A 3,588-nucleotide genomic window follows, 5' to 3' on the forward strand; every position below is an offset into this window, starting at 1 on the left:
TATACCGGTTAAACACCCTAATTCAGGACAATACACCTCTTATTCGATATCAGATGTAGAATTTCGTTAATTTGCTTTGTTTCTCGCCGCCCTGCACCTGGTTTATCTTATACACAAGATGGTGAGCCAATCAGTGATGAGCAGATTTGTGAATGGATCATGGAGTTCTTAGCAGGCGAAGGCGCGAACTACGGCTATCGTAAACTGACCGTGCTTTTAAGCCGCCGCCATCAACTGAAAATTAACAAGAAGAAAGTTTACCGTCTATGCAAGCGGATGGATGTGCTTCGTCCACAGCGGAAACTCAAGATTAAATTCTCTGGCCCATCGCAATACCATCTTTGGATCAAGCTCATGTTGTCTTGCTATAGCGGTCATGTTGCCGATTTCCTTCCCCTTGGCAACCATCATCTTCTTGAAATTTAGATCATACTGTTTCTTCTTCATTTCGTTCCCCTCCTCCTCAATATTATTGTATCGGAGTAAGGGGTGTACTGTCCAAGTTCAAATAGGGGCTAAATAGACACCAAAAAAAGAGCGGGCTATCTTTTCGATAACCTGCTCTTTTTCTTGATTTTTAGCCTTGCGCCATACTTAATGACATTGGCTTAATGGAACGCCTTTTTATGCACCTATTGTCATTGAATAGTCCTTCATGTTGAACGAACAATCGTTAAGCATTATTACATGATACATATTTCGAGTGGTATCCGGCGAGTCTAGCGGCCATGATGCACCCGCGCAGAAGCACTAACTGAATCTCGGTCAGATCACCAGCACGCGTTTGGCTATGCGCGTAGCGGCTGTGACTTTGTTGTGACGCGCCGCTATTTGAACTTGACGAGATCCTGGAAGATCAGTTCAGCCCAGGTATTGCCCCTGGCCTGGACGAGCGAGCCGCCATCCTTGAGCGGTCCTAGCGCAATCGGCGCGAAACCGAGTTGTTCGGCCAGAACCGCGACCGGCGCCACCGCATTTTCGTCGTCGCTTGACAAAAACACGACGCGGCTGCCGCCATTCACGCTCGGATCAGCGGCCAGAACGGCAGCGGGCAGATGGTTAAAGCCCTTTACGAACCTGGCGCCGGTAAACGCTTTGGCGACAACTGCGGACGACGGCTGACCATCCAGGTCTTCAACGGGAGCATTTGTATTTGTCGCGTCGATGATCGTCTTGCCCTGCCAGGTTGTGATCTGCTTCGCGACTTCGCGATGTTCCCAAAACGGAACCGCCAGGAAGATCGTGTCGGACGCGATTGCATCCTGCAGCGTCCTAGGGACAACGGTGGGGCCGATCGCTCGTGCCTGCTGTATCAACGTCACGGGAGGGCGCCGGCTGGCGACGGTCACATCGATGTTCTTTCTTGCAAATGCTCGGGCGAGTGCTTGGCCTACCGCGCCAAAGCCAATAATCGAATAGCTCATGTTAACTCTCCATTCAGGGGACGTTTTGATCAACCACGGACCCATGTTAATTGGTAACCGGGCGTGCGGGACCGTTGCCCGCGTTAGGCGGCCCGCTGCCCGCGATGCGCCACGCGAGACAATACCCGCTGGACAATCACCGAAATAAATCCCGCTTATTAATCAGGATTCCATACTTATCGACACAACTCGGATCATCTTCGTCAAGTTGACAGACCCCCCACACGCTTTTCGGCGTGATCTCAGATGGCCGATAAGCCGCCGTCGACAGACAAATCCACCCCATTCACGAAGCTCGAATCGTCTGAAGCAAGAAACAGCGCGGCCGTCGCAATTTCCTCAGGACGGCCCATCTTTCCCCGCGGGATCAGGGATTCGAACATCCGCTTCGTCTCCTCGTCGATAGCTTGGTCCTGCATCGGTGTGGCGATCGGCCCCGGGCTCAGCACGTTCACCCGGATATTCCTGCCCTTCAGTTCGTTGAGCCAAGTGCGTGCGAATGAGCGCAACGCCGCCTTGCTCGCCGCATACACGCCGAAACCAGGAAAACCTTTCACCGAAGTAACTGACCCGGTCATGATGATCGATCCGCCATCGTTGAACAGCGGCAACGCCTTCTGGACCGCAAACAGCGTTCCGCGCGTATTCAGGCCGAAGGTCGCATCGAAGTGCTGCTCGCTAATCTCGCCCAGTGGGCCGGCTTCGCCCGTGCCAGCGCTCGCGAATAGGACATCGATCTTGCCCTTTTCCCGCTTTACTGTATCGAACAGGCGGTCGAGGTCGTCGAGATTGGCCGAGTCGCCGCGCACGCCGGTCACGTTCCGGCCAATCAGCTTGACGGCCTCGTCGAGCGCCTCCTGCCTCCGGCCCGTGATGAAAACATAGGCGCCTTCTTCAACGAACCGCTTGGCGCTCGCCAGCGCCATGCCGCTCGATCCACCCGTGATGACTGCAACCTTACCTTCAAGTTTTCCCATGACTTCTTTCCCCTTTCGTGATGTCCGACAGTGTCTCGGTTCCCATTTGCACAAATGTGCTGTATCTTGTGGATCACTGATTCAGATACAGGTTCATCATATATGGATCAGTGATCCATTGTCAAGGCGATTTATGCGAGCCACGCCATACAGCCAATTTGATTATAGTTCCCTTTCGGAACATTAGCAATAATATTTGATAGAATGTTTCCAAAAGGAACATTTATAATGTAATATATTAATAGGGGTGATTTAGGTGGCTACATTCGCCGAGAGATTTAAAATGCTTCGTGAAGAGCGAGGATGGACGCAGGAGCAAGCTGCAGAACGATTGAAAATATCTAGATCTACCATAGCTGGATACGAGTCTGACAAAAAAGGCAGAACACCAAGGAAGGAAACGATCGATAAGATTGCCACTCTTTTTGGGGTTTCTATAGACTTTTTATTAGGTCGCATTAACGAAGAATACAGCGGCCAGTACTCAGATTCTAGAAAATATTTCCGAGCGAGCGCTGTCACGGGCGAAGCCGGCCCACTGGGCGAGATTACCGAGCAGCCATTGTCAAGGCGATTTATGCGAGCCGACGCCAGAAAAAATTACAGCCATCTACTTGCAGTCGCGCGTGACGTCGTCACCGAGCATGGTGCCGACGCGTCCATGCGAGATATCGCCCGCCGGGCCGACGTCGGGTTGGCCACACTGCTTCGCCATTTCCCGACGCGAGAAGCCTTGTTCGAAGCGTTGCTGCGTATGAATGTGGACGCACTGACGCAGCAGGCAGCCGAACTCGAAACGTCGAAGCCACCTGACGAAGCGCTGGTGTCCTGGTTTCGCGAAGGGGTGGCATTCTTTCATAGCTATAGCGGCGTTTGCGCCTTGATGGCGAGCGCCCACGCGGACCCGGACTCCGCGCTTCACGCTTCAAGCTCAGCGGTGCGGTCAGCGGGCGCGCGACTACTGCTCCGCGCTCAGGCCGAGGGAACGGCGCGCGCCGATATGGATGGGGTCGACCTGTTCGCCCTGATGTCGGCGCTCGGCTGGCTCGTCGGCCAGCCCGGATTCGCGCCACGGGGGGATCATCTCTTTCACGTTATTACGAGCGCCATCCTGATAAATCGGCCTAGCAACGGTGTCAAGAAGGCAACGTGTTGAATCAGATTTGCCGACGCATACTTTCCTACCA

Annotated in this window: 4 protein-coding genes and 1 pseudogene; 2 read left to right on the plus strand and 3 right to left on the minus strand. The window is 53.4% G+C overall.

Annotation, left to right across the window (positions count from 1 at the left end):
- Positions 1 to 87: 87 nt before the first annotated feature.
- Positions 88 to 309 (plus strand): annotated as a pseudogene (locus ACWXW9_RS28870) (helix-turn-helix domain-containing protein); the annotation flags it as partial.
- On the opposite strand, the gene ACWXW9_RS28875 reads toward ACWXW9_RS28870, so the two are convergent.
- From ACWXW9_RS28875 to ACWXW9_RS28885, 3 genes are all read right to left on the minus strand, one after another.
- The gene (locus tag ACWXW9_RS28875) at positions 265 to 447 is read right to left on the minus strand and encodes a hypothetical protein (protein ID WP_283652673.1); all 183 of its coding nucleotides are present in this window, start codon (positions 445 to 447) and stop codon (positions 265 to 267) included. The pseudogene ACWXW9_RS28870 and the gene ACWXW9_RS28875 overlap by 45 nt on opposite strands.
- A 380-nt stretch (positions 448 to 827) precedes the next feature.
- Complete coding sequence (locus ACWXW9_RS28880) at positions 828 to 1,424, minus strand: NADPH-dependent F420 reductase (protein WP_283652674.1); 597 nt, start codon at positions 1,422 to 1,424, stop codon at positions 828 to 830.
- 242 nt (positions 1,425 to 1,666) lie between these two features.
- Entirely contained in the window at positions 1,667 to 2,401 is a 735-nt protein-coding gene (locus tag ACWXW9_RS28885) for an SDR family NAD(P)-dependent oxidoreductase (protein WP_014279382.1), read from the minus strand.
- A gap of 256 nt (positions 2,402 to 2,657) precedes the next feature.
- Between ACWXW9_RS28885 and ACWXW9_RS28890 the strand changes: the two genes are divergently transcribed.
- Positions 2,658 to 3,557, plus strand: coding sequence for an SbtR family transcriptional regulator (locus ACWXW9_RS28890; RefSeq protein WP_209942308.1), 900 nt, complete (start codon positions 2,658 to 2,660; stop codon positions 3,555 to 3,557).
- Positions 3,558 to 3,588 lie beyond the last annotated feature (31 nt).

This window comes from Paenibacillus sp. LT-B23 (genome assembly GCF_059417685.1).

What these genes read in the sequence shown, in the direction of transcription:
- ACWXW9_RS28875 (WP_283652673.1), bottom strand. Translation starts at nt 447, where the DNA reads ATGAAGAAGAAACAGTATGATCTAAATTTCAAGAAGATGATGGTTGCC.
- ACWXW9_RS28880 (WP_283652674.1), bottom strand. Translation starts at nt 1,424, where the DNA reads ATGAGCTATTCGATTATTGGCTTTGGCGCGGTAGGCCAAGCACTCGCC.
- ACWXW9_RS28885 (WP_014279382.1), bottom strand. Translation starts at nt 2,401, where the DNA reads ATGGGAAAACTTGAAGGTAAGGTTGCAGTCATCACGGGTGGATCGAGC.